This is a genomic window from Cylindrospermum stagnale PCC 7417 (assembly GCF_000317535.1).
GTDB lineage: Bacteria > Cyanobacteriota > Cyanobacteriia > Cyanobacteriales > Nostocaceae > Cylindrospermum > Cylindrospermum stagnale.
This window is the reverse complement of the sequence record NC_019757.1, coordinates 2,075,750-2,098,820: the sequence shown is the minus strand read 5'-3', so window position 1 is coordinate 2,098,820 and position 23,071 is coordinate 2,075,750. Positions and strand designations below refer to the sequence as shown.

Below are 23,071 nucleotides of genomic sequence, written 5' to 3'. Positions count from 1 at the left end.
CTCTAAATCCCTCTATTGCTGCCGTCGGCGTTGCTCAATATCTTGGAGGGAAACCATACTGTTAATTTTGTCTATATCTGCCATCATCACAACTACCCCCTCCACTTCCATACCAAACAGGGGTGTGACTGCAACATAACATTTAATCTGCTTGCCCCGACGATTGACGGCATCGAGAATCATTTCTTCAAATTGATTTTGTCCAGACAAGGAATCACGGATAGCCGCTCGCAGTTGCTCCATAGGTAAACCTATGTCTAGACTGAAGATAGATTTGCCGACTACTTCATCAGTCCGCAAACCCCACAGATCCTCCACCAAATAATTCCAAATTAAGATATTAGAGTTTTGATCAATGACGACAATTCCAGCTTGAAGACTTCTGAGGATGGAAACTAGGAAGACATTTGAGTGATTGAGTTCGACAGTGCGCTGACTCAATTCATTATTAATTGTGACTAATTCCTCATTCGCCGACTGGAGTTCTTCGTTCATCGTCTCCAATTCTTCGTTGGTAGACTGGAGTTCTTCGTTGGTGGTTTCTAATTCTTCGTTGGTAGACTGGAGTTCTTCGTTGGTGGTTTCTAATTCTTCATTGGTAGATTGCAGTTCTTCGTTGCTGGACTCTAAATCTAGTCGGTAGCGTTTTAGATCTTGATGAAGTTGATTGTAGCGGGTGACATCATTGAAGGTGATGCTAACGCCGATCAGGCTGTTATCGCCATCTTGCAAAGGCACAATTTGCACATCCAGATATTTAATTTCTGCATTGGGCAAATAGCGCTCTACATTTGCCAGCGCAACGGGACGGCGATCGGTATATGCTTTTTCAATTAGCGATCGCAATTCTATTGGACGATAGGAGAGTTCCAAATCTTGGAAGGGACGAGCTAAATCTTTGGGTGACAGACTAAACAAAGTCCGCGCCTTCTCGTTAACTAGCACGAGAGTGCCTTTGACATCAACCACTATTTGAGCGATCGGTGCCAAATCAAAAGCTTGTTCGCGGATGCGGAGGTGCCGCGTTAAACGGTTGCTAACCTCATCATCCCCTGTATTTGCCATCACCAAAAGGCGATCGCGTGTATTCGGCACCGCTACTTTCGTAAATATGCGATTTTTCAAGTCAATTGGCGTAAACAGATTGCTATGCAACAACAGCATCTCTGCTTTCCCCAAAAACAGATAACTGTTGTTATTCAGCGCAAAATGAAAGCGAGCCAAAATCCGCCCCTGAACCTCAGTATTAAAATACATCAGTGTGTTGCGACACACCAGCAGGTCTAAGCGGGAAATCGGCGCATCTTGAAACAAGTCATGGCGACCAAAAATCACTGAACGGCGCAAGTCTTGGCGGAAAACATAGTTGTTCCCTGATGCCTCAAAATATTTCTGTCGCAGTTCCTCTGGCACAGCCTGGACATCTTTGGCTGAATACACAGCTAGACGAGCTTGGTTGAGCGCTTCTTCATCTACATCTGAGGCATAGATTTTCACCCGTTGGCGAAATTCCTCTACTCCCATAATTTCTGCCATCAGCATTGCCAGAGTATAAGCCTCCTCACCAGAGGCACAACCAGCGCTCCACATCCGGATAGGAGCAGAATCTTTTTTACTATTAACTATATCGGGCAGCACTTTCTCTGCTAGTTGTTCCCAAGCTGCGGTATCCCGAAAAAAGCCTGTAACGTTGATCAGGATGGTGTTGAACAGATTATTGAACTCGTCTGGATAGACTTCCAGATAGTCCATGTAATCCCCAAAGCGCTCTAGATTAAATATCTGCAACCGCTTATTTACCCGACGCATCAACGTTGAGCGCTTATAGCCTGAAAAATCAAAGCCCCGGCTTTGTCTCAGATAAACAAGTAGATTTTCAAATTCAGGGTCTTTTTCTAGAGTAGTCATAAGCACTGGGGATTTGGGTTTGGCGACTAGGAACAAGGGCACTTGGTAGGGAAAGCATCTCCCTTATTCCCCCCAATTACCAATTACCGATGCCCAATTTCTTGATTCAATCATTATCCATAACCAAAGTTACCAAAGCTGAAGATATTTCATCCAGACGGAGAATAAAATCGACATTTCCTGTCTTAATTGCTGCGGCGGGCATTCCAGAAAATTCGGCACTTTTATCATCCTGAACAATCACAGTACCACCCATTTTTTTGATCGCTTCTACCCCCATCGCCCCATCACTACCCGTACCCGTAAGCACAACTGCGATCGCGCGGTCTTTATAACTAGCTGCAACTGATTCAAACAGCAAATCAGCCGAGGGGCGGAGGAAATGCACCAATTCCGACTGAGATAATGAAAGCGTGCCGTTACGGTTGACCAGCAAGTGATTATTAGGTGGCGCAATGTAAACCGTTCCCGGTGCTAACAGGTCTCCCTCCTCCGCCTGCTTGACATTCAGTCCCGTCCGACGACTGAGAATCTCAGCCATCAGTGAACGGTGTCGGGGGTCAAGGTGTTGCACAACAACGATCGCCGCTGTAAAATCTGCGGGCAGAGTTGATACCACTTGGGTGAGAGCAGATAGCCCACCTGCCGAAGCTGCTAAAGCCACAGCATCGAAAGCAGCATTATTAAAGCGAGGTGGAGAATTTTTGGCATTTTCTGCCATCTGGTACATGGTTTGTAGGCTATTAAGATTAGCCAATTTGGCTAGATAGATTTAGCATAGATGATTTTCAACTCATTCATCATCCCTAAAAAAATATATAGTAGATTTTTAGTCATTAATCTATCAAAAGGATGAGTTAATTTTCCTCCTCCAACATTTGCTTTGCCTGCAAAAGTTGCTGTTTAGATTCTTCACTAATAATTGGATATTTAAGATTTAGTTCTTGGAGTTTTTTGCAAATGATGTCCGCCACTACTAAGCGTGTAAACCATTTGCGATCAGCCGGAATTATATGCCAGGGTGCCCATTTAGTACTAGTATAGCAAAAAGCTTGCTCATAAGCGGCCATATAGTCATCCCAAAACGCCCGTTCGCGAACATCACTGGCAGAAAATTTCCAATTTTTTTCCGGCGAATCTATTCGCTTCAAAAAGCGATTTTTTTGCTCTGATTTCGAGACATTGAGAAAAAATTTGAGAACGATAATTCCATTGTTTACCAGGTATTTTTCAAAATTATTAATATCTTCAAACCGCTGTTTCCATATCTTACCATCCTGAGGAAATTGGGGTAACTGTTGCTTGAGGAGAATTTCTGGATGCACCCGCGCCACTAGCACTTCTTCATAATATGAACGGTTGAAGATGCCAATCCGCCCCCGTTCTGGCAAAGCCTTCATCGAGCGCCACAAGTAATCATGGTCTAATTCTTCCACACTCGGTTGCTTAAAACTAAACACCTGACATCCTTGGGGATTCACACCAGACATCACATGTTTAATTGTGCTATCTTTACCAGCGGCATCCATCGCCTGAAAGATAATTAGCAAGGCATAAGTATTTTGAGCATAGAGAATATTTTGGTAATTTGCTAGTTGTTCAATGCCTGTCTGCAATCTTTTTACTGCATCAGCTTTTTCGATAAATTCAGCTTTATAGGCTGGGTCATAGTCTTTTTGTAAAGAAATGATTGCACCTGGCGGAACTAAAAAATCATCATAATTCATCTTAAAAACTTCCCAACGGCTGCTGATACTTTGTTACATTCTAAAGTACTGAATCCCCAGAAATTTATTTTATTAACTAAACAAAATTATTCGCTTCATAACTTACAAATTTACACCCTGGGTTTTTGCAGATTTGTGGTGATATGTCCCACATTTTATTGATCTACAGTTATCAACCACGAAGCTTACCAATACTCGGTTTTCTCTGGTTTAAATTTTGGCATGGTTACATAGGGCTAACGCTGATACTTCGCTTGCTACAGGCAGATTTTGAATTACCGAGGACGCATCGATTCTCTACCCAAAATAAACAGCCCCGCTACCCCCAAGCTCACAAACCAAATATATTGATACCAATATTGCCGAATTTGCTCAACTTTATCGAGTTCTGGATGCAGCGTATTCAGATAAAGCAACAGCAGCAGAATCATGAGTGCCCCAAATCCGACAAAACTTAAACCAACAAAAATCCGTGCTGGTTGCAGTTCCAAATCGCTAATTGTTTCTAAATCAATTTTTGCCAGATCATTTAAAAAGCCTTCTGCCAAAAATGAAGCAGCTTGCAATCTTGTGCTCACTTTTGGCGGTAAAATTGGTGTCAGCGCGGCTACAGTGGGGCGACGAAGCAAAGCCTCGGTATTTCGCAATAATTCCAAAGGCTGAGGTTTGGGGCTTGGTTGAACAAATTCGCTATTGTCTGTAGCAGTTGGGACGGTGGTTTTGACTTCAAAATCCATCGATAGCATGCCTCAGAAGAAACAGGATATCCATAGCCTAGCGAATTCTTCAGCTGCGATCGCAAATTTCTTCGGCATTGGGTAGGGACTTGATCAATAATTACCCCTGTCCCCTGCCCCAATTACAAATTAGCTGACTGACTGTAATTTTTCTAGTCGCGCCAAAACATCTGCGCTGTGAATACTTGGGTTGACCTTGACAAAAGTCTCCCGCAAAATCCCTTGAGGATCGATGATAAAGCTATGGCGCATAGATACAAAGCCAATCCAAGAACCGTAAGCTTTACTCACTGCACCATTAGTATCTGCCAACAGAGGGAATTTTAACCCTTCTGAATCGCAAAATTCAGCGTGGGAATCAACATCATCAGCACTAACACCAATAATCTCGGCGTTTTTTTCCAAATATTTCGGCAAGTCTTGCTGAAAACGACGCGCTTCTATGGTGCAACCAGAGGTAAAGTCTTTGGGATAAAAATAGAGTACTACCCACTTACCCCGCAAGTCAGAAAGAGAAACTTTGCCATTACCTGTGTTGGTTGGCAAAGTAAATTCCGGCGCCGGTTGATTGATTGCTGGAAGTTTACCACCAATGGCCTTAGCCGCTGGGGTAAAGTTCAACCAACTGATGAGTGCAAAACAACTGGCAAAGAATATGCTGAAAAAAGTGCGACGGGAAATCATGGTGTAACCCAGAATAATAACTTAACATAAGTTATCATTCTTGGTCGCTGCTATTCTAACTCTAAGTGAGATTCGGGAGGATTTTCTGCAATTTCAATGTATTGGCTATCTAGGAGAAAGGCTCCCTTAGCAAAGCGAATACCCCAATATCCTCCAGGACGACGGTCTATAACTATACCCTCTTCGCCAAGATGAATCACATCTGGGGGGCGCAGCATCGGCATCGGTTCAGCGGTTTTGACGTAGGGCGGTAGGGCCACAACACGGACTTTACTACCAATAGCAAATTCTTGGGACATTTTCAGACAGCTAGAAGTTTAACTAACTCATAACTCTAACTGCTAACTTTTACCAGGGGGATTGCCTAATTTGCTATGTCTGCGAACAAATTAGCAGGCAATTAATTTGCATAATATGTATATTTTGGGTTGAGGTGGGCAGCGTTACCCACCCCGGATTTTTCAGGCTGAACTGTTTAGGATTATTGGGAATTGCTTTGTTGACGGCGCAAACGACTATTCTCTTCTATTTGCTGTATTTGTTGCTGCTGTTTGACAGTGAGGATTCCTTGGATCTGTTTTCTCGAAGACAGAAAAATCTGCTGAATCTGAGCTTTTTGTTTGTCAGTGAGATTCAAGGAAGCAAAAATCTGAGATTGAGACTGACCGCTTTGGATTGCAGTTTTGAGTTTTGCCTTTTGTGTTGGGGTGAGAATTTTAGTAATTTGGCTGCTAGTGTTGCGTTGAATTGTCTGGAGTTGGGTTTTTTGTGTATTCGTTAGCCCCAGGCTTTGTAATGCTTCTTGTCCTGGTACTTCTACACCTTGCTGGCGTGAAGGGACTTTTGTTTGTGCTTGCACGGCAAACGGGGTAGCAGTTAAAGTTAGGACAACGACTCCAGCTAGTAGCGATAATTTGTTGAATCTCATTGATTACCTCAGCTGAGTTTTGAGCTTTCAAAAATCTCTATATTATAAACAAAATATTGGTACTTTTCAAATAAATCTCATCTTTTTCTTGCTTGTGCTTCAGCCCTAGTAATTCACCAACCTAGAAATTACGGCTGAGACTGACATATTCAGCGGATCTTTGCGTCCGAGCCTCAGCCTAATTAGGTTAAATTAGCGATCGCTACACACCAGGGCCTTTTTGTTGTTGACGGCGCGCACGACTATTTTCCCGGAATTGCTTCATTTGTTCGAGCTGTTCGGGTGTGAATACTGCTTGAGTCTGTTGTTTCGAGGACTCCATGATCTTCTTGATTTGGGCTTTTTGATCTTCAGACAAATTCAACGCCGCAAAACCCTTCTTTCCACGCTCACCTCTTTGTTGTGGACGCTGACCCTGACCTCTTTGAGCTTGGCGTTCAGCTTTCAACTTCTCTAGTTGTGCCTTTTGTTCTGCGGTGAGAACTTGATCAATTTGGGCGCGGGTACTCTCGCGAATTTGCTTGAGTTGGCTTTTTTGAGCATCCGTTAGGTTTAGTTTTTGCCAAGGGCCCCTTCCTTTAGCTTGTGCAATTAACAGGGGTGAAGAGGAGGCTGTTTGTGCTTCAACAGCGAAGGGGATTGCAGTTAAACCGAGAGCGATCGCACCAGCTATAAATGATAATGTTTTGAGTTTCATGGATTGTCTTGTAGTTTTTTCTAGTTTCGATGCCACCATCATAGAAAGTGATCTCCAATAGCCACATGAGGAGAAAGTCACGGTTATACCCATGACTAAAGTAATGACTTCACTCTAAATAATGTGACAAGTGATTAAGTAGAAATTACACTGTGTACATAAAAATGCTAAAAAACCAAACTGATAGAAGTAAGCTTTAATAATTCACAATCTAGAACCTAGAATCTAAAATAGTATGAATCCTCCGATTCAATTTAAAAATCATCCTTTTCGGTTTTTGCTTTATTTGGAGTGGATATTACTAGCGATCGCCGTTTTGACGGCTATGCTGCCCTCTCCTTCACCGCGATTTGCTAACAGAGCACCAGAACTGGCAATTTTTAGTCTGACTATTTTTGGGTTAATGGGCTTAAGATTGCCCACTGGTAACAACGTAGTTAAAGTTATCTACACAGCCAGTGAAATTTTATTGCTTTTATTAACTGGAACTTATGGTGGTAGAACTGCTCGCTTATTTCCCTTTCTCTACATAATTTTAGTAACTCGTAGTTGCTTGATTTTTCAGCAGCTTGGGCGGTTGGTAGTTACATGTCTATCGTTTATCTTATTTTTGCTGACACTAAATTATCGTTCTCCCAAATTCCCACTACCGCCTCAAGCACAGGAAAGATTTTGGTTTTTTACTTTGAGTTTAGTATTATTATTTGGCTTAAGTTTAGTGTTTGTGCTGCTATTAATGAATACGGCTTTATCTGAGCGGCAGAGTCGAGAAAGACTAGCAATCGCTAACGAAAAACTACGTCAATATGCTCTACAAATTCAAAATCAAGCAACTTTAGAAGAACGTAATCGCATTGCTCGTGAAATCCATGATTCATTGGGTCACTCTCTGACTGCTTTAAATCTGCAACTAGAAACTGCCGTCAAACTTTTTTCATCTAACCCAACGAAAGCGCAGACATTCTTGGCAAGAGCTAAAGAATTAGGATCTAAAGCGTTGCAAGATGTGCGACAATCAGTTTCAACCATGCGTAATCACCCCATACAAGAGCAATCTTTAGAACAGGCAATTGGTATACTCGCAGAAGATTTTCACCGCTCAAATGGTATTTTACCAGTTTATCAAATCAACCTTGAGTATCCCCTGCCAATTGAAGTTAGCACCGCAATTTATCGCATTATCCAAGAATCATTGACAAATATCTCTAAGTATGCAAAAGCATCAGCAGTTAAACTAGAATTAACTATGACAGCAGAAACCTTGCGGTTAATCGTTCAGGATAATGGTAGAGGTTTTGATTTACAGCAAAATACTACTGGTTTTGGATTACAAAGTATGCGCGAGCGCACTTTAGGACTAGGAGGTGAGTTTAAAATTAACAGCGCTCAGAATTCTGGTTGTCAACTTATAGTTAACATTCCCTTATCTAGGTTCAGATGATGATTAAAGTATTACTGGTAGATGACCAAAGTTTAATTCGTCAAGGATTAAAAGCGTTATTGGAACTAGAAGCAGATTTAGAAATAGTGGGAGAGGCAGAAAATGGTGAAATGGCGGTTGAATTGGTTGCTGAATTGCAACCAGATGTCGTATTGATGGATATCAGAATGCCGATTATGGACGGAGTCGCCGCCACGCGGGAAATGCACAAGCGCTTTGTCGGCATCAAAATTTTAGTATTGACCACCTTTGATAATGATGAATATGTGACTGCCGCCTTACAGAATGGCGCAATGGGTTATCTACTCAAAGACACACCCTCAGAAGAGTTAGCTGTTGCCATTCGCGCCGTCCATAAAGGATATACTCAACTCGGCCCAGGAATAGTAAAAAAACTTTTGACTCAGTTTTCCACTATGGTCTCAACCCAGTCACCGCCTGCCCCACCTAGTTTAGTTGAACTGACACCGAGAGAAAAAGAGGTTTTGCGGTTAATTGCTACGGGTGCTAGCAATCGAGAAATTGCTCAGGAACTATACATTTCTGAGGGAACTGTGAAAAATCATGTGACGAATATTTTAAATAGGCTAAATTTACGCGATCGCACACAAGCAGCTATTTTCGCTAATACATATCTATCCTATTTAGAATAGCATAGCTAAAAAAAACCAAAATTTAAATAGTAATTATTACCTATATACCCAGAATTATTGCTGGTTAATAGTCATTACCAAAATATACTGAATAAACATTTGTAACAGATTAAACTAATCCGTAATCGCTCGGTTTGATAATAATGTATCCCCAAGCATAATCAATTTAGTCAGGGAACTGATTGAGAAAAAACGATTTAACCAGATCCACTATTGCTTAAATATCAATTCGGCATAGCGTTTAAAGCCTGAGTTTTCATACTTATCTAAAATCTGTATAATTAGTTGCTCTTGCCCAGTTCTACTGTAAGAACTCACCTTATTTAAGGTTTGTTCATCATCACTCTAGGTTACAAAAATATATGCCAGATTTATTGCGAAAAGAACTAGGTGATTTTAATAGCATTGCCTGTTTTAAAGCAGTGATTGTCGGGATAGAAGACGCCCTAGGAGAAAAGGCTACAGCTATTGCCCTAATCTCAGCAGGTCGTGCGCGAGGTAAAAAACTAGCTCAAGAATTAGGCTTTGTCGGCGGCTTAACTTCCTTAGAGGAGGCAGCAGAAAAATTGAAGCTGGCTTTAGGTAAAGAGGGCACACGGTTGTGCATTGTTGAGAAAATTATTTCTGAAGGCGAATCCATTAAAGTGTACACCTCTGAAACCGTTTGTTCTGCCGGAGAACAGCCAGGTTCAAACCGTAAATGTACTTTTACAATGGGTGCGGTGTGGGGAGCTATCGAGCAACTAATCGGCAAGCGACTAAAGGGGGTACATATCGAATCGGTACTTCGGGGTGGGACTCACGACGTATTTGAGTTTACTCCCTTGGAGTAATATGTGCATAAGTCAAACGTATACAGATTTTCTTTCTTTGAATTTGAGCTGATCGGAAATTAAAATCTCACAAAAATAGCACAACTAGAGAATAATCAAATGGCAATTAATACAGAAAAACTTACCCTTGTTTTACAAAACTTTGTTACTGCTACGACTGATGTCCAAGGAGCAGCACTTGTCACCCCCGATGGTCTACCTTTGGGAGCCAGCTTACCCGGTGGAATGGATGAAGAACGGGTATCAGCAATGTCAGCTTCCATGCTTTCTTTAGGGGAACGCATCGGCGTTGAGTTAGCTAGAGGTAGTGTTGACCGCATCTTTGTTGAAGGTAATAAAGGCTTTGGCATTCTGACTAGTTGCGGCGAAGATGCTGTCTTACTCGTCTTAGCAAGTGAAACTGCTAAACAAGGTTTGCTGATGCTAGAAATCAAACGTGTTCTGGCAGAACTAAAGCTGATTTTGATGTAATTATTAGCTTTGTTTAACTCAACAACAAAGGTAACTAAGTTAAAAGTTCTCTTGTAGACAAATACTTCGGTCTCTAGGGAACTTTACATTTGCCACATACAAGCCGTTAAAGTGACTGAAGATTTAGCATTCACTAGGGACTAATCATTATTTGTTTGTTGATGGAGTAAAAAAATTATGGAAATTATGCGGTTGATTGTCACAGGAACGGTAGGCGCTGGCAAATCCACTTTCATTCGTTCAATTAGTGAAATTGAAGTAGTAGACACGGATACCCGCGCAACTGACGAAACAGCATTGCTGAAAAAAAGAACCACCGTCGCCCTTGACTTCGGTCGATTGCAATTTGGCCCTGACATGGCGCTACACCTTTATGGCACACCTGGTCAGTCTCGCTTTGATTTTATGTGGGATATTTTGATTCGCAAGGCTCACGCTTATATCTTGTTGGTAGCAGCGCATCGACCTAGAGAATTTCGTCAGGCACGTAAAATCATTAACTTTATGAACCAGCGGATGCAGATTCCCATGATTATTGGTCTCAGCCATACCGATTGTCCCGGAGCTTGGTCTGAGGAAGATATTTTCTTCGCCCTTGGGTATGTGGATGAGAATGACCGACCACCAATTGTGCGGGTGAACCCAACGGAAAGAGATTCCGTAGCTGAGGCGGTAATTACTCTAGTACAACACTTGATGGAAAGTTGTGCAGTTTAATCTATTTGATAAAATCTGCATTTTTAGTAAAAATGTACCAATTAAATAAGAACTTAATTGAGGTTAAATCAACATATATTTCTTGCTGACTTATTAATTTTCGATGAATATAGTTTTATCAAAACTTGATAAAGCTTTACCTCAGATTGGAATTTGTCTAAGTCCGTATTTTTTACAGGTAAAAAAAACTAAAATCTTAAGAGAGAGTAATGACACGGATTTAAATACAGTAGAGTACAAGCTAATATAAATCCATACAGCCAAAAGATTATTTGAACCAATTAACAAAGGAAAAAATTATGGCTATTACTGGTAATTTCGCGGATTTTTCTTTGCCAGAGCTACTTCAATTTTTAGATCATGGGAAAAAGACAGGTGTGCTCCAGATTCAGTTTTCATCTGAACAGACTGAGAATAAAGTCAAACAAGTTTACTACATCTGGTTACATCAAGGTCGCGTTATTACCGCAGCGGATCGCTTAGATCAAAAAAGTTTAACGTTAATGATTACTCAACGGGGATGGATCAGTGAGCGCGTTATCTCTAGAGTCACTCAGATTTCTGCTAGTTCTATAAGCACGCCACTTGGCCTATTTCTCAAGTCCCAAGGAATGCTGCAACCGGAACAATTAAAACTTTTATTTAATACCCAGGTACTGCGGCCAGTATGTGCCTTATTTCAAATTCAAAATGGTCTATTTACATTTAATCCAGTAGTAAATTTGCCGTTGCCTTTAGCAGAAATGACTGGTCTAAGTATGTCAGCCACTGAAGTCATACTCATGGGTTTGCGAGCTCTGCGAGACTGGAAAGCCTTGGCAGATAAATTGCCAGACTGCACCTCAGGCTTGACAAGTTTAGTTGCAAAACAACCCCAGATGCAACTCAATGCTCAAGAGTGGCAAGTATGGGAATTTGTTAATGGTAATGTTTCCTTAAATAACATTGCTCATCACCTCAGAATACCTGTAGAAACTGTGCAGCAAATCGCCTTCAGACTAATCGTAGTCGGTTTGGTAGAAGAAAATTTTCTGGTTGCTCCTTCCTCTACATTAACGTTGGAAGACTCCATTCCCGAAGTCTTAGCTGAACCAGTGCCGGAGCCAAATCAAAAACCAACTGTTAGTCAGTCATTTCTCAAAAGTTTAGTGGGTTTTCTGCGGAGTAAGTAGTTGACATACAGAAAATATCTAAATTGTACAGTATCGAGGGTTCCCAACCCTGAGGGAAACTAATTACATAAAAATCATCCGGTATTAGCGTCTCGAATGATTTGATACAAAAGACCTATTCGTATAAGATTTACCCGTTTTTAGGATTAATTATGACTATAGATCCTCTCGCTTTTATGGCTACTCTAGAAAACCGCATTGGTTTAACTTCAGAAGATAAATCTCTTTTAAAGCTAAATGAAGCATGGGGCTTAGAAATTGCTTCAGAAATGGCAGATCATTTTTATGCCTATCTAGGACGCGATCCTGAAATGAAAGCCATTTTAAATGCAACTGAGGGACGAATCCATCGGCTACGTGAAACATTCGTTCAATGGTTTCATGAAATGTTTACCGGAATGGATGATTGGGGGAATACTTATGCTCAACGTCGCTGGCGCATTGGGGTTGTTCATGTACAGATTGGAATTGGCCCTCAGCATGTGGTTCCAGCGATGGCCGTTGTGGTTCATGAAGTTGGTAGAAAACTGAAACTCAATGGTAAACCGGAGGCATTACAAGAATCTTTGGGTAGAATTTGCATGATTGATTTAGCTTTTATTGAGCAGGCTTATGTAGAAGTTTCTAGATCTGCCGTGCTGAAAGAAACTGGCTGGTCTGAGGCTTTGTTCAAACGCCTAATTACACATGGCGCAGCACTGATGTAGGCTGAATTTGGCATTGCTGAATTTGGATATGAAATTCAAAAATCAAGTATTTTAAACTCTTAACTCTCCGCAGCTTTGCGTGAGGCAAATTCATACTTTCAATCAGCAACGCCCTAAATTTTGATTACTGTCAGAGACAGGATGAGCTAAGTTTCACGAAACTTGACTAAAACATCCAGCTATATTCTTATTCGGATGTGATACTTGCATCAGTACTGACAAAATTGAAAGTGCTATAGCATATTACTTTAGAGGGTGCGTTAACGTAGTGTAACGCACCCTAAATATTTAAGATAATTTAAATAATTTCAGGCATTCGGTTTTTAAAATGCCTTTTGTTACCTTGATTGTTCTAAAAGATTTAGCGATAATTTCTTCGCAGGATATATTAATTTGTCCCTGATTTATCGAGATTAGATCTTCAATTGAGGCACCATAGATAATCTCTGAAATACCAGTCCACACACAAGCAGTTGCACACATCGGACAAGGTTCACCAGTTGTATATATGCTATAACCCTCTAAAGAAGGGTTTTTTAGTTTGGTTGTTAAACTCCGAATGACATTGATTTCTGCATGGGCAGATGGGTCGCTGTCTTGCCTCACAGTATTATAGGCTACGGCAACGACTTGATTATCTTTGACAATCACCGCACCGTAAGGTGCATCCCCTTTTTTCGCTTCTTCCAGTGCTAGTCGCATAAAATATTCTTGATTCATATTAGCGAGTGAGGTTAGCATGATAATGGTTAAGAATATCGCATTTTTTATGTTCTTGCTGCGAGTTCATTAAAACAAATTTCTGTTACATATGTTACTGAGTCGGGAACAAACAGAATTCTATTTAACTGACCTAGAAACACCAATGGGTAAGGCAATTAATTTAACAATTGCTGCATTGGTTTTCATCTCATCAGGAATTTTCGTCGCTGAAACTTATAATATTCCTGATTATATACGGCTACAGTTAAATCTGATAGATACCGCCATATTAATAATTTTTGCGGTGGAATATCTAATCCGATTGTGGAGTGCGGAAAACAAAATTAAGTATATTATTAGCTTCTATTCTATTATTGACCTAATGGCAATTTTGCCATTTTTTCTAGGGCTAGTAGATATCCGCTTTATCCGTTTGCTGCGCTGGTTCCGGATTTTAAGGTTAATTAGGTTTATCGATCATAAGTTTTTATTTGGTAGTATTAGTAGCGAAGATGGTGTAATCTTTGCGCGGATATTATTTACTTTATTTGCAATTGTCTTTGTTTACTCTGGCTTGATTTACCAAGTAGAACATCCAGTAAATTCTCAAGGTTTTAATACTTTTTTGGATGCGGTTTATTTTTCTATTGTCACGATGACAACTGTAGGATTTGGCGATGTTACGCCTATTTCTGAATTAGGTCGCTTGCTAACAGTATTAATGATTATGACAGGTGTTGCTTTAATTCCTTGGCAAATAGGGGATTTAATTAAGCGATTGGTGAAAACTGCTAATCAGGTAGAAATTGTTTGTTCAGGTTGCGGTTTAGCTTTTCACGATGCAGATGCTGGGTTTTGTAAAAGGTGCGGGACAAAAATATAATAACGATTTTCCGTAAAAGCTTTGGGTCTCGGTGTAGAAATTTAGTGGTGAAAGCCAACCCAAAGTCAACTATTTACCAAATGATATTTTCTCATCTACCTACTTTAGGCGTAAGGCTGGGTTTTCGGAAACCTTTCAAAAGTGATTTGTTTTTCAATCGCCGAGAAAATCACTTATTTTCTTTTTGTTTAGTTTCGTCTAGATATATCATTTAAGGGTTTTTATTAAGTTTATTTACAATCGAGATAATTAAGTATTTTTCTAGGAAAAAGCAATAAAATAAACCCACAACAACTAAAGCCATGAAATTTGCTACTAATACTATTTGCAAAACTTTTTGTGTCGTTTTTTTGAGTTTAACAATTACTGGTTTTTATCTCCCCAGTAAAGCCATCACTGTAGAGGAAGTACCTGTGCCCAAAGCCAATGGCTGGGTGACAGATACTATTGATATCCTTAGCCCAAAAACCGAAGCCAAAATTAATCAGCTAATTGACCAGTTCATTTCATCAATGTTTTCAAAAAAATCACGCAGGAGTAGGAGTAGTAGTAGTGGCAATGGTGATGGTGGTGGTGGTGGCGATGGTGGCGGTGGTGGTTGAGCTATCTTCTTATCCCAATTCCCCATAAGGTTGAAACAAATATGATCCCCCAACCTCCCTAGCCTTAAGGGGTAAAGAAAAATGATATGTATCAAGTTTTAAGAGAAATGGTATGACAACCAACTTATATTTACAGTAAAGGCGGGTTTATTTCTTTGCCGCTGCTGTAGTCAGATTCAAAAGCGTGAGCATAATTGTTGACATTTAGAGCGATAAATTCTTTATAGCGATTCTCGGTCGGATGAAATACAAGCGAGGGCGGGGAAAACCCGCCCCTACAGGGTTGGCGATTTAAAACTGTACCTAACTGATCTGAAAACCGCTATAAGTTATTTCAGGCATCCACCCCTCACCTCAGACTTTAATGGTTAGCGCTAGGATGTCTATGTCTTTTTTAAGAATATAAAAAATATGCCGCAAAATTTTTACGTAAATCCGGCGACAGGCAGTGATAGCAACCCTGGTAGCCAACAAGCGCCGTTCAAAACCATTACTCAAGCGCTAAAACAAGCCACTATTGGCGCTAAAATTCAACTAGCAGACGGTAATTATAATGCCGCCAGTGGTGAAGCTTTTCCCTTAACTGTTGCAACTGGGGTGATAGTGGTGGGTAATGAGGCTAACAAAGGTAGTAGTATTTTGATTGAAGGAGGTGGTAGCTACCTCAGCCGCACTTTTGCTGGTCAAAATGTTACCTTTGTGCTGCTGAATAGCGCTGAACTCCGAGGAGTGACTGTGACTAACTTGGCTAGCCGTGGTAGTGGTGCATGGGCTGAATCGAGTACTCCTACCGTTGCTAATAGCACTTTTACTAATTGCAAGCGTGAGGGTGTTTTTGCAACTGGTGATGCTAATCCAGTGATTCAAGGTAATGTGTTTAGTGAGAATGCAGCTAATGGAATTGCGATCGCTAAAAATTCCCAAGGTCAAATTCAAGGTAATACCTGCGTTAAAACTGGTTATGGCATTGCCATTAGTGATGCTGCATCACCCACACTTATAGATAACAAATTTTCTGAAAACCGCTCTGGGATTGTCATTTCTGGGACTGCGCGTCCTGTGCTGCGGAATAATCTCAGCGAAAGAAACACTGACGATGGTGTGACGGTGATTGCCACTGCTTTACCCGATATCGGCAGTACCAATAACCCTGGTGGTAACATCTTCCGCAATAACGGTAAATTTGATTTGCAAAATGCCAGTTCCAACAAGCTGGTTTCTGTGGGAAATCAAATAGATCCGGCTAAGGTTACAGGAAAAGTAGAGTTTGCAGATAATACAGTACCTGCACCAACGCCTACCCCAACACCAACACCGACACCAACACCGACACCAACACCGACACCAACACCGACACCAACACCTACCCCAACACCTGCACCCAGTGACTTAACAGACATTAGTACTCATTGGGCAGCTGCGTTTATTCGGGAATTAGTCAAACTGGATATAATCAAAGGCTTTCCCGATCGCACTTTTAAACCCGATGCGACAATGACACGGGCACAATACGCCGCTTTGCTGGTAAAAGCTTTCAACCCGAACAGCAAACGCACTGCTAGCAAATTCAAGGATGTACCAGAGAAGTTTTGGGCATTCCAGGTTATTCAGCAAGCTTATCAAGGGCAGTTTCTCTCTGGGTTTCCCAATGGTGACTTTCGTCCTAACCAAAACATTCAGCGCGTGCAAGTAATTGTCTCCCTAGTGAATGGATTGGGGTTATCTGCGAGTGCGGGAACGGCCAAAAAAGCTTTCGATGATCAAGCAAAAATTCCTGAATATGCCAAGCCTGCGGTTATAACAGCTACTGAAAAGCGGATCATAGTTAATTACCCGACTGCTAAACAACTCAATCCTACTCGCGATGCAACACGCGGAGAGGTAGCGGCGTTGGTGTATCAAGCTTTAGTGAATAGCGATCGCGTGACGGCAATTAACTCCCCTTATATTGTGACTGTTTGACCCCTCTGGTAAACCTCTCCCCGTTGGCGTAAGTCTGCCGTTTAGCATAGCGGGGAGAGGCTTAAAAATTGAATTTTATATCACACTAACTCGTCAGGGTTTACACCCAATTCTCTTAATTTAGTTGCTAAAAGTTGCGATCGCTCCCAACCCGTCAGCAGCAAATTACCCTGATTATCCCACCAGCGCAACCAAGGTAATTCAAGATTTTGATAACGACCTTGCCAAATTCCCAACTCTACACCCATCGCTTCAAGGGGAAAATGTCCGCGTTCATTGGCGGGTAATAGCTCATAATGACCCTGCACTAGTTGATACATTTCTACACTGGCTTTTTTCACCTCATAAATGCCATAAAAGGGAACTCTAATGGCTTGTTCATAAACCCAAAACTTGCCCGTAATTGGTGTTTTGTCTCGTTCTTCTGCACCATTACCAGAAACAAATTCCAAAACAATCAGCGGTGCGACATATTCTTGCCAAAGTACATAAGAACGGCGAACTAGACCATTTAAAGTTGGGGGTACATTGGGAACATAAAACCAGTCTGGTGCTTCTGCACCGCGTTCTGGTGGTTCAGTCATGCGCCAATAAATACCGCTATCTTGACCGATGCAATATTGTCCGTCGGGGTGGATTTTTTGCAAGATTGGCTCAATAGAATCTGTCAACAATATGCTTTGAGGGTGTTCTTGCAGATTTTTCACAAATGTCCCGTCAGATTCTGGTAGCTGCGTGTGGTCTGGTAGGGTGGTTTCAATGTCTGAGAATATTGGTGTTGAGGTCATGGAACCTCCTAGATTTGGGGGGTTATAAGTAATATGGCATAATTAGTTGGGGAAATGATGATAGTTAGCACAGATGCTCAGTGCTGTCAATTTTACTTTTATTTTATAGATATCCTCCCAGACTTATGAATTCAACAACAATGCAAGGGTTATTATTAAGCGATATAACCAAGCTTGAATTAAAACAATTTCCGATTCCAGCAGTCAACTCACACAATGTTTTAGTCAAGGTACAAGCAGTAGGATTGTGTGGCTCAGACTTCCATATTTTTTCAGGAGAAGCTAATTACAACACAGATAAACGAGGAAGACCGATTCCGCTAGTAGAGCAACCGCAGATTCTCGGCCATGAAATTGTGGGAGTGGTTGCAGAGGTTGGAGAGGAGGTCGAAGATTTACAAATAGGCGATCGCGTAGTTTTAGATCAAGGATTAAACTGCTTTAGTAAGCAGAAGAAGCCACTGTGTGAATACTGTGCTACGGGAGATTCACACCAATGTCAGTTTTACACTGAGCATGGTATTACTGGTTTACCGGGGGGTTTGGCTGAATACATCGCACTTCCTGCTGTCAATCTCATACCTATTAATTCAGACTTAGACCGAGTGGAAGCCGCTTTAACAGAACCACTAGGTTGTGTAATTCATGCTTCAGACAGAGTTATTCGCTCTCGCACTCGTTACGCAATTGGTGCTGAAGAAATTGACCGTAGCGTTAAATCAATTCTGATTTGTGGGGGAGGGCCAGCAGGATTGATGTTTATCCAGTATCTCCGAAATGTTCTTCAATATGATGGTTTGCTGTTGGTAAGCGAACCAAACGCATTTAGGCGAGAGTTGGCTACAGGCTTTGGTGCGGTAGCGATTGATCCATTAGTGGATGATTTAGCTGAAGTAGTAGAAGAAAAAACTAACGGACGACGAGTAGAGTATCTGATTGATGCGTCTGGTGCAGGTTCGGTGTTCAATTCTATCCCTGGCTTGATTCGTAAGCAGGCGACGATTTTACTTTATGGCTATGGTCATGCAGGGGCCGATGTGAGTGTACTGAACAATTTACAGTTTATAGAGCCGACCTTGGTGACTGCTACAGGTGCATCAGGCGGTTTTGATTCTCAGGGTAAAACGCTCACATATCAAAAAGCGCTAGATTTGCTCGAATCCAAGCAGATAAATGTTGGGTCGTTGATTACTCACCGTTATGAATCTCTCGCAGATGTCCCTCAGGCTTTTGTCAGTGACCATCAAAACCCTGACTATATCAAGGGTGTGGCTGTGCTGTGAGTAACAGCACCCGCATAGCGATCGCAATTAATCAGGACTGACGCAAAAACTCTCTCAAACCCTTCTTCCTTTGTGTCCTTTGCGTTCTTTGCGGTTTGTTTCTTCATGATGAAAGCGATCGCAATTAATGTTTAACTCCAAGGAACATTTTCAATATAGTCCTCATACCGTTGCTTTTTTGCTATACGGTTCCAGTATTCGCCTTTATATTCAAAAAGGTTTAACAGAATAAGTTCTAAATACCATAATCCAAGTTCATAAGCCTCTCTTTGTTCCTCAAAGGCGCGGTTAAGAACTTTTTGACGTTTTTTCGGATTAGAATGAACGATTGCATTACGTATTTCTGTTAAAGCTTGTACGCCGTCAAGAACGTTCAAGTTTTCCTACATGAGTTATGGCATAGCCTCCCTGTGATTGCAAGAACTCCATAATATTTTGAAGGTTTCCTACGCTATCAATGGAAACTCTCCAACCCTCAGCTTCTAATGTCAGCCTTTTACACCATTCTTTGTTTTTGGTTGATACATAAGATCCAGTAAATTCGTGAAAGTTGGTCAGGTGAAACAGTATATATGATAAATTATGTCCCGAATCTAACACGACAGGGTTATCTACAACACCTGAAATCTTGTAAAGTCTCGAAAGAAACCCTTTTGCAGAAGCTCCAATTTCTGTAATATTTAAGGAGATTTCTTTACCTAAAATTGGTAAAGGCGAACTAATAGAATTTGAAAATTCAAACTTTATATCGGGATAAGGCAACCATTTAAAGTAAACCTTTCCATGCTCCGTATATGTATTTCCTTCTTGAACAATTTCCAATGAGCATGAATAAAGTTCGATATCTTGATTGATAGGTTCGTTAGGTTTTCCAGTCCAGTAAATTGGTTCAATTGCAGAGGGATATTGTTGATAAATGTCTTCCGAAGATACCATTGAGACTTTATTCCTTTTACTGAAGAAAATATTGCTGTTGCTTACTGAAAATACGCTAATTCTGTTAGGCAACTTTTAACTTCAGTAAAATTACGCAAAATTCAAGATTATTCCCTTAACCAATTTTCTAAATTAAGTCCCTCAACTCTTAACAAATCAGAATCATCTGAAACTAAAACCAAACCGCGTACAATTGCTGTCGCTGCTATCAATACATCAGCCTCTTGTATTTTCCTGCCTTTTCTTTTTAAATACGCATGAATTTCGCAGGCTTTTTCTATAGTTTCTAAATCATCTAAAAATAAAACTCTGTATATTCGGCAAAATTCATCTAATTCAGATATCTGCCTCGTAGCATTTGCATGAAGCAATCCTCTTTTTGATTCAAAATAGGTTATACAACTTATAAATACATCCTCTCCTAAAAAACGTACTTCCTCTAATTTGGTATTTATTTTTTGATTCTTCTTCAAAATAGGCGTTAATATATTTGTGTCCAGGAGATAACCCATTGATTCTTATCTCCTTTTTACTGCTGATTCAAACTTCTCCATTTGCTCTGGTGTTAAATCATTTAACGTCCCAGAAATAGCCTCAATTACCAAAATACTGTCAATTCTTTTGGTTAATTCACCGTCAGAAATAGCATTTATAAATTCTGGGGAAAACTTATCCAACAATTTAACTAAACGTTGAATCATTTCTTCTTTATCTAATCTTTCTTGATAAAGTTTATTTTCTTGAATCAACTTATCAACGATTTTTGATAACCGTGCGATCGCGATATCCCTTTTGCCCGAAACTTCTTGCATAATTTCTCCAGTACTATCAACCAGTTGTTTATCAAACAGGGCTTTTTCATTCTCATCTAGACCGCCTCAGAATCAATTCTGAGTCTAATAGCGAAAGTCGTCTAAAGACGACTAAAATAAATTTCCAGTCCGTTGAAACGGACTTTAGCTATTAGCCCTGAACTTCAGTTCTGGGCGGCTTCTCTTTATCAAATATTCTACTATTCTTGTAATCCGGGCTAGAAGTTCATCTTTCTCCCTTGAAACCTCCTCCATAACTCCCCCTCATCCATCAACCAATTACCCCAATTATAAACAATCCTCCTTAGCGAACCTCCGCGCTTCCCTCAGCGCCCCTTTGCGTTAAAAAAAGGGCGAGCCTTTCAGCCCACCCCATAAAAAACATCAGAGATATTATGTTGCTATTAACCCAACAATGCCTTAGCTTTAGCTAACACATTCTCAACAGTGAAACCAAACTTCTCCAGACAAGTACCACCTGGAGCCGAAGCACCAAAGGTATCGATACTCACGGTGTCGCCTTCAGTGCCTACATACTTGTGCCAACCGTAACTGCTAGCAGCTTCTACAGACAGACGCTTGGTGACAGCTTTAGGTAGAACAGACTCTCTATAAGCTGCATCTTGTTTGTCAAACAAAGTGGTTGAAGGTAGGGAGACAACACGGACTTTCTTACCTTCCGCTGTCAGTTTCTCAGCTGCGGTGACAGCTAGGCTCAACTCTGAACCAGTTCCAATGAGGATGATATCTGGTGTACCTTGGCTATCTACCAGAATGTATCCACCCTTAGTCACGCCTTCAATAGATGTACCTGTTAAGTTAGGGACGTTTTGGCGGCTGAATGCCAACAGAGTGGAAGCATTTTGGCTGGCCTTTTCAATTGCCACTTTGTAAGCGCCGGAGGTTTCGGTTCCGTCTGCGGGGCGAATTACAGTGAGGTCAGGAATGGCTCGCAGGGAAGCTAGCGTTTCAATTGGTTGGTGGGTGGGGCCATCTTCACCTTGACCAATGGAGTCGTGGGTCATTACCCAAATCGAGCCTGCTTGAGACAAAGCGGCTAAACGAATAGCAGCACGCATATAATCTGTGAAGATTAGGAAAGTCGCACCGTAGGGAATTAATCCCGAATTATGCAACGCTATACCATTACAGATTGCGCCCATACCATGTTCCCGCACACCAAAGTGGATGTTGCGATTTTGGTATTGTCCTTTCTGAAAGTCGCCAAAGCCCTTGATTTCAGTCAGGTTGGAGTGGGTTAAGTCAGCAGAACCACCAATTAACTCAGGTAAAACTTGAGCTAGTTTGTTGAGGCAGGTTTCTGAGTGTTTGCGGGTGGGTAGTGCTTTGTCTTCGGCGGTGTAGGTGGGTAGTACTTTATCCCAACCGTCAGGTAGTTTGCTGCTAAGAAGACGCTCAAATTCAGCCGCTTCTTGGGGATATTTAGCTTTGTAGTCAGCAAAAGTCTTGTTCCAGTCGCTTTCGTAGCCTGCGCCGCGTTCTACTGCTTTGCGTGTGTGGTTGAGGGCATCTTGAGGAACTTCAAAAGGCCCGTGTTGCCAACCCAAGTTTTGACGAGTTAATGCTGTTTCGTCTGGACCCAAGGCTGCACCGTGAATACCAGCGGTGTTTTGCTTGTTGGGGGAACCGTAACCAATGGTGGTTGTTACCTTAATTAGGGTTGGTTTGTCGGTGACGGCTTTGGCTGCGGCGATCGCTTTTTCAATTGCTGCTAAATCGGTATTGCCATCTTCGACATGGAGGACGTGCCAACCGTATGCTTCAAATCGCTTGGAAACATCTTCGGTGAATGCTACATCTGTAGAACCATCGATGGAGATGTGGTTATCGTCGTAGAGAGCAATGAGTTTACCTAATCCCAAATGCCCTGCGAAAGAAGCAGCTTCACCAGAAACGCCTTCCATGTTGCAACCATCACCGACAATTACATAGGTGTAGTGGTCAACTAACTTGGCATCGGGTTTGTTGAACTTAGCAGCGAGATGGGCTTCGGCGATCGCTAAACCGACGGCATTGGCAATTCCCTGACCCAAGGGGCCTGTGGTTACTTCTACACCTGGTGTTTCAAAGTTTTCTGGGTGTCCGGGAGTTTTAGAACCCCATTGACGGAATTGCTTAATGTCGTCGATGGTGACGCTATCGTAGCCTGTCAGGTACAGCAAGGCGTACTGCAACATACAGCCGTGACCAGCAGACAAGACGAAGCGATCGCGATTAAACCATTGGGGATTTTTGGGGTTAAACCGCATAAATTTATCCCAAAGTACAAAAGCCATCGGAGCCGCGCCCATTGGCAGTCCAGGATGTCCCGATTTTGACTTTTCTATGGCGTCAACAGCCAAGAAGCGGATCGAGTTAATACAAAGTTCTTCGAGGGATTGGGTTGCAACTGCCATAATCTCTTGTT

At 41.5% G+C, this 23,071-nt stretch carries 26 protein-coding genes; 11 read left to right on the top strand and 15 right to left on the bottom strand.

Features of this window, described 5'->3' with window-relative positions; all coding sequences use genetic code 11:
* Positions 1-12: 12 nt before the first annotated feature.
* From CYLST_RS08660 to CYLST_RS08625, 8 genes are all read right to left on the bottom strand, one after another.
* Positions 13-1,908 (bottom strand): CheR family methyltransferase, encoded by a 1,896-nt coding sequence (locus tag CYLST_RS08660; protein WP_015207332.1) that lies wholly within the window; start codon positions 1,906-1,908, stop codon positions 13-15.
* A gap of 106 nt (positions 1,909-2,014) precedes the next feature.
* On the bottom strand, positions 2,015-2,638 hold the full coding sequence (locus CYLST_RS08655; RefSeq protein WP_015207331.1) for a chemotaxis protein CheB: 624 nt from the start codon (positions 2,636-2,638) through the stop codon (positions 2,015-2,017).
* A 127-nt stretch (positions 2,639-2,765) separates the two neighbouring features.
* Complete coding sequence (locus tag CYLST_RS08650) at positions 2,766-3,635, bottom strand: polyphosphate kinase 2 family protein (RefSeq protein WP_015207330.1); 870 nt, start codon at positions 3,633-3,635, stop codon at positions 2,766-2,768.
* 275 nt (positions 3,636-3,910) lie between these two features.
* Positions 3,911-4,372 carry a hypothetical protein gene (locus CYLST_RS08645; RefSeq protein ID WP_015207329.1) on the bottom strand — a complete coding sequence of 154 codons (462 nt, stop codon included), beginning with the start codon at positions 4,370-4,372 and terminating at the stop codon, positions 3,911-3,913.
* A gap of 129 nt (positions 4,373-4,501) precedes the next feature.
* A complete protein-coding gene (locus CYLST_RS08640; protein WP_015207328.1) occupies positions 4,502-5,056 on the bottom strand; it encodes a peroxiredoxin in 555 nt (184 codons plus the stop codon).
* Between the two features lie 50 nt (positions 5,057-5,106).
* Positions 5,107-5,355, bottom strand: a complete 249-nt coding sequence (gene sipA, locus CYLST_RS08635; protein ID WP_015207327.1) for a regulatory protein SipA — start codon at positions 5,353-5,355, stop codon at positions 5,107-5,109.
* 182 nt (positions 5,356-5,537) lie between these two features.
* Positions 5,538-5,984 (bottom strand): hypothetical protein, encoded by a 447-nt coding sequence (locus tag CYLST_RS08630; protein WP_015207326.1) that lies wholly within the window; start codon positions 5,982-5,984, stop codon positions 5,538-5,540.
* 202 nt (positions 5,985-6,186) lie between these two features.
* Positions 6,187-6,723, bottom strand: a complete 537-nt coding sequence (locus CYLST_RS08625; RefSeq protein ID WP_015207325.1) for a Spy/CpxP family protein refolding chaperone — start codon at positions 6,721-6,723, stop codon at positions 6,187-6,189.
* A gap of 193 nt (positions 6,724-6,916) precedes the next feature.
* Here CYLST_RS08625 and CYLST_RS08620 point away from each other — a divergent pair, with 193 nt between their 5' ends.
* The 7 genes from CYLST_RS08620 to CYLST_RS08590 all read left to right on the top strand — a co-directional run bounded on the left by CYLST_RS08620 (position 6,917) and on the right by CYLST_RS08590 (position 12,675).
* Positions 6,917-8,122: a sensor histidine kinase gene (locus tag CYLST_RS08620; RefSeq protein WP_015207324.1), complete on the top strand. Its 1,206-nt coding sequence runs from the start codon at positions 6,917-6,919 to the stop codon at positions 8,120-8,122.
* Positions 8,122-8,775, top strand: coding sequence for a response regulator (locus tag CYLST_RS08615; protein ID WP_015207323.1), 654 nt, complete (start codon positions 8,122-8,124; stop codon positions 8,773-8,775). The genes CYLST_RS08620 and CYLST_RS08615 overlap by 1 nt, the downstream gene beginning before the upstream one ends.
* A 362-nt stretch (positions 8,776-9,137) precedes the next feature.
* The gene (locus CYLST_RS08610; RefSeq protein ID WP_015207322.1) at positions 9,138-9,608 is read left to right on the top strand and encodes a hypothetical protein; all 471 of its coding nucleotides are present in this window, start codon (positions 9,138-9,140) and stop codon (positions 9,606-9,608) included.
* A 99-nt stretch (positions 9,609-9,707) separates the two neighbouring features.
* Positions 9,708-10,079, top strand: a complete 372-nt coding sequence (locus CYLST_RS08605; RefSeq protein ID WP_015207321.1) for a roadblock/LC7 domain-containing protein — start codon at positions 9,708-9,710, stop codon at positions 10,077-10,079.
* Positions 10,080-10,256: 177 nt separating this feature from the next.
* Positions 10,257-10,796 (top strand): GTP-binding protein, encoded by a 540-nt coding sequence (locus tag CYLST_RS08600; RefSeq protein ID WP_015207320.1) that lies wholly within the window; start codon positions 10,257-10,259, stop codon positions 10,794-10,796.
* Positions 10,797-11,095: 299 nt separating this feature from the next.
* A complete protein-coding gene (locus CYLST_RS08595; protein WP_015207318.1) occupies positions 11,096-11,968 on the top strand; it encodes a DUF4388 domain-containing protein in 873 nt (290 codons plus the stop codon).
* Positions 11,969-12,120: 152 nt separating this feature from the next.
* Complete coding sequence (locus CYLST_RS08590) at positions 12,121-12,675, top strand: protoglobin domain-containing protein (RefSeq protein ID WP_015207317.1); 555 nt, start codon at positions 12,121-12,123, stop codon at positions 12,673-12,675.
* Positions 12,676-12,963: 288 nt separating this feature from the next.
* On the opposite strand, the gene CYLST_RS08585 is transcribed toward CYLST_RS08590, so the two are convergent.
* Positions 12,964-13,395 carry a nucleoside deaminase gene (locus tag CYLST_RS08585; protein WP_041233521.1) on the bottom strand — a complete coding sequence of 144 codons (432 nt, stop codon included), beginning with the start codon at positions 13,393-13,395 and terminating at the stop codon, positions 12,964-12,966.
* Between the two features lie 91 nt (positions 13,396-13,486).
* On the opposite strand from CYLST_RS08585, the gene CYLST_RS08580 reads away from it, so the two are divergent.
* The 3 genes from CYLST_RS08580 to CYLST_RS08570 all read left to right on the top strand — a co-directional run bounded on the left by CYLST_RS08580 (position 13,487) and on the right by CYLST_RS08570 (position 16,824).
* Positions 13,487-14,260, top strand: coding sequence for an ion transporter (locus tag CYLST_RS08580; protein ID WP_015207315.1), 774 nt, complete (start codon positions 13,487-13,489; stop codon positions 14,258-14,260).
* Positions 14,261-14,562: 302 nt separating this feature from the next.
* Positions 14,563-14,862: a SelK/SelG family selenoprotein gene (locus CYLST_RS08575; RefSeq protein ID WP_015207314.1), complete on the top strand. Its 300-nt coding sequence runs from the start codon at positions 14,563-14,565 to the stop codon at positions 14,860-14,862.
* A gap of 411 nt (positions 14,863-15,273) precedes the next feature.
* On the top strand, positions 15,274-16,824 hold the full coding sequence (locus tag CYLST_RS08570; protein ID WP_015207313.1) for a DUF1565 domain-containing protein: 1,551 nt from the start codon (positions 15,274-15,276) through the stop codon (positions 16,822-16,824).
* A gap of 80 nt (positions 16,825-16,904) precedes the next feature.
* Here the strand turns inward: CYLST_RS08570 and CYLST_RS08565 are convergent, their stop codons facing one another.
* Complete coding sequence (locus CYLST_RS08565; protein ID WP_015207312.1) at positions 16,905-17,612, bottom strand: Uma2 family endonuclease; 708 nt, start codon at positions 17,610-17,612, stop codon at positions 16,905-16,907.
* A 125-nt stretch (positions 17,613-17,737) separates the two neighbouring features.
* Between CYLST_RS08565 and CYLST_RS08560 the strand changes: the two genes are divergently transcribed.
* On the top strand, positions 17,738-18,895 hold the full coding sequence (locus CYLST_RS08560) for a zinc-dependent alcohol dehydrogenase (RefSeq protein WP_015207311.1): 1,158 nt from the start codon (positions 17,738-17,740) through the stop codon (positions 18,893-18,895).
* Between the two features lie 131 nt (positions 18,896-19,026).
* Here the strand turns inward: CYLST_RS08560 and CYLST_RS08555 are convergent, their stop codons facing one another.
* The 5 genes from CYLST_RS08555 to tkt all read right to left on the bottom strand — a co-directional run bounded on the left by CYLST_RS08555 (position 19,027) and on the right by tkt (position 23,060).
* A complete protein-coding gene (locus CYLST_RS08555) occupies positions 19,027-19,272 on the bottom strand; it encodes a hypothetical protein (RefSeq protein WP_041233024.1) in 246 nt (81 codons plus the stop codon).
* Positions 19,259-19,831, bottom strand: coding sequence for a YopA family protein (locus tag CYLST_RS08550; RefSeq protein WP_041233023.1), 573 nt, complete (start codon positions 19,829-19,831; stop codon positions 19,259-19,261). Before CYLST_RS08550 ends, CYLST_RS08555 begins: the two co-directional genes overlap by 14 nt.
* 107 nt (positions 19,832-19,938) lie before the next feature.
* A complete protein-coding gene (locus tag CYLST_RS08545) occupies positions 19,939-20,343 on the bottom strand; it encodes a type II toxin-antitoxin system VapC family toxin (RefSeq protein WP_015207310.1) in 405 nt (134 codons plus the stop codon).
* A 6-nt stretch (positions 20,344-20,349) separates the two neighbouring features.
* Positions 20,350-20,643, bottom strand: a complete 294-nt coding sequence (locus CYLST_RS08540; protein ID WP_015207309.1) for a hypothetical protein — start codon at positions 20,641-20,643, stop codon at positions 20,350-20,352.
* A gap of 404 nt (positions 20,644-21,047) precedes the next feature.
* Entirely contained in the window at positions 21,048-23,060 is a 2,013-nt protein-coding gene (gene tkt / locus CYLST_RS08535; protein WP_015207308.1) for a transketolase, read from the bottom strand.
* Positions 23,061-23,071: the final 11 nt, after the last annotated feature.

Bases quoted from the DNA above. Each gene is read 5' to 3' on its own strand.
- sipA (WP_015207327.1), bottom strand. From the start codon at position 5,355: ATGTCCCAAGAATTTGCTATTGGTAGTAAAGTCCGTGTTGTGGCCCTA.
- CYLST_RS08610 (WP_015207322.1), top strand. From the start codon at position 9,138: ATGCCAGATTTATTGCGAAAAGAACTAGGTGATTTTAATAGCATTGCC.
- CYLST_RS08640 (WP_015207328.1), bottom strand. From the start codon at position 5,056: ATGATTTCCCGTCGCACTTTTTTCAGCATATTCTTTGCCAGTTGTTTT.
- CYLST_RS08645 (WP_015207329.1), bottom strand. From the start codon at position 4,372: ATGGATTTTGAAGTCAAAACCACCGTCCCAACTGCTACAGACAATAGC.
- CYLST_RS08620 (WP_015207324.1), top strand. From the start codon at position 6,917: ATGAATCCTCCGATTCAATTTAAAAATCATCCTTTTCGGTTTTTGCTT.
- CYLST_RS08545 (WP_015207310.1), bottom strand. From the start codon at position 20,343: ATGGGTTATCTCCTGGACACAAATATATTAACGCCTATTTTGAAGAAG.
- CYLST_RS08550 (WP_041233023.1), bottom strand. From the start codon at position 19,831: ATGGTATCTTCGGAAGACATTTATCAACAATATCCCTCTGCAATTGAA.
- CYLST_RS08585 (WP_041233521.1), bottom strand. From the start codon at position 13,395: ATGAATCAAGAATATTTTATGCGACTAGCACTGGAAGAAGCGAAAAAA.
- CYLST_RS08590 (WP_015207317.1), top strand. From the start codon at position 12,121: ATGACTATAGATCCTCTCGCTTTTATGGCTACTCTAGAAAACCGCATT.
- CYLST_RS08630 (WP_015207326.1), bottom strand. From the start codon at position 5,984: ATGAGATTCAACAAATTATCGCTACTAGCTGGAGTCGTTGTCCTAACT.
- CYLST_RS08600 (WP_015207320.1), top strand. From the start codon at position 10,257: ATGGAAATTATGCGGTTGATTGTCACAGGAACGGTAGGCGCTGGCAAA.
- CYLST_RS08660 (WP_015207332.1), bottom strand. From the start codon at position 1,908: ATGACTACTCTAGAAAAAGACCCTGAATTTGAAAATCTACTTGTTTAT.
- CYLST_RS08540 (WP_015207309.1), bottom strand. From the start codon at position 20,643: ATGCAAGAAGTTTCGGGCAAAAGGGATATCGCGATCGCACGGTTATCA.
- CYLST_RS08580 (WP_015207315.1), top strand. From the start codon at position 13,487: ATGTTACTGAGTCGGGAACAAACAGAATTCTATTTAACTGACCTAGAA.
- CYLST_RS08560 (WP_015207311.1), top strand. From the start codon at position 17,738: ATGAATTCAACAACAATGCAAGGGTTATTATTAAGCGATATAACCAAG.
- CYLST_RS08595 (WP_015207318.1), top strand. From the start codon at position 11,096: ATGGCTATTACTGGTAATTTCGCGGATTTTTCTTTGCCAGAGCTACTT.
- CYLST_RS08575 (WP_015207314.1), top strand. From the start codon at position 14,563: ATGAAATTTGCTACTAATACTATTTGCAAAACTTTTTGTGTCGTTTTT.
- CYLST_RS08605 (WP_015207321.1), top strand. From the start codon at position 9,708: ATGGCAATTAATACAGAAAAACTTACCCTTGTTTTACAAAACTTTGTT.
- CYLST_RS08565 (WP_015207312.1), bottom strand. From the start codon at position 17,612: ATGACCTCAACACCAATATTCTCAGACATTGAAACCACCCTACCAGAC.
- CYLST_RS08650 (WP_015207330.1), bottom strand. From the start codon at position 3,635: ATGAATTATGATGATTTTTTAGTTCCGCCAGGTGCAATCATTTCTTTA.
- CYLST_RS08625 (WP_015207325.1), bottom strand. From the start codon at position 6,723: ATGATGGTGGCATCGAAACTAGAAAAAACTACAAGACAATCCATGAAA.
- CYLST_RS08570 (WP_015207313.1), top strand. From the start codon at position 15,274: ATGCCGCAAAATTTTTACGTAAATCCGGCGACAGGCAGTGATAGCAAC.
- tkt (WP_015207308.1), bottom strand. From the start codon at position 23,060: ATGGCAGTTGCAACCCAATCCCTCGAAGAACTTTGTATTAACTCGATC.
- CYLST_RS08615 (WP_015207323.1), top strand. From the start codon at position 8,122: ATGATTAAAGTATTACTGGTAGATGACCAAAGTTTAATTCGTCAAGGA.
- CYLST_RS08655 (WP_015207331.1), bottom strand. From the start codon at position 2,638: ATGTACCAGATGGCAGAAAATGCCAAAAATTCTCCACCTCGCTTTAAT.